Annotated in this window: 1 protein-coding gene; it reads left to right on the forward strand. The window is 40.3% G+C overall.

The window, feature by feature from the left end:
• Positions 1-217 precede the first annotated feature (217 nt).
• A complete protein-coding gene (locus tag LD39_RS20200) occupies positions 218-964 on the forward strand; it encodes a Cof-type HAD-IIB family hydrolase (protein ID WP_035552797.1) in 747 nt (248 codons plus the stop codon).
• Positions 965-1026: the final 62 nt, after the last annotated feature.

Genomic DNA, 1026 nt, shown 5'->3' on the forward strand with positions numbered 1-1026 from the left:
GTTCAGAAGCTGGGGATCTAGCGTTATTAAAAGGAGCGAAAGCCCTCGCACAAACAGGATTAGAATTACTTAACGACCCCCAATTGCTAAAAGAGATCAAAACAGATCACAAGTCGAAGTAACGAAACATCCAGACAAACTATGTCTGGGTGTTTCGTTGTATGAATCTCTCTTAATGTATTAGAATAGAGAGAGCATAAGAGAGGACGTGAAGACAATGGAAAATAACATCAAACTAATCGCTCTAGATTTAGATGGTACACTCGTTAATTCACAAGAAACGGTGTCAGACCGAAATATTAAGGCAATTCACGAAGCAAAAGAACAAGGCATACAGGTGGTTTTAAGTACAGGACGTTCCCTTTCCAGATGCAGGCATATAGCTGAATCATTAGGGGAATCCTCTTATCTTGTCACGATCAATGGAGGGGAAATTTACAACGGTGAATTTGAACTAATAGAACGGAACAAGTTGAAAAAAGAGCATGTCCGTCGCTTGTGGGAATTGAAAAAAGAACATGGATTGTACTTCTGGTCTTCCACAGTGCAAGGTCTATTCAATAGCCAGAATCCATTTGAGGAAGAAGTCGAGGAATATGACTGGCTGAAGTTCGGATATGACATTGAAGATGATCATGTCCGTAAAATTATCTTGGATGAACTAAACAAATATGATTCCTTTGAAATTACGAATTCCAGTCCTACTAATATTGAAATCAACCCTTCAGGAGTCAATAAAGCGGCAGCTTTGGCAAAAGTTTGTGACTGGCTGGACTTGACGATGGACGAGGTTATGGCAGTTGGAGACAGTATGAATGATATTGCGATGATTCATAAAGCTGGCTATGGAGTTGCTATGGGGAACGCCCAAGATAAAGTAAAGGAAGAAGCCAACTGGGTCACTCTCACAAATGATGAAGACGGTGTAGCCCATGCGATTGAGAAAGTGTTAAAAAATCAATAAGTTTTAAGAGGATGGAAACCTGAGGTCTGCACAATGCAGCCGCTGGTTTCTTTTTTGATTTT

The sequence above is a fragment of the Halobacillus sp. BBL2006 genome (assembly GCF_000786645.1).
Taxonomy (GTDB): Bacteria; Bacillota; Bacilli; order Bacillales; family Halobacillaceae; genus Halobacillus.

Excerpts from the sequence above, each read along its gene's own strand:
- LD39_RS20200 (WP_035552797.1), top strand. The coding sequence starts at position 218 with ATGGAAAATAACATCAAACTAATCGCTCTAGATTTAGATGGTACACTC.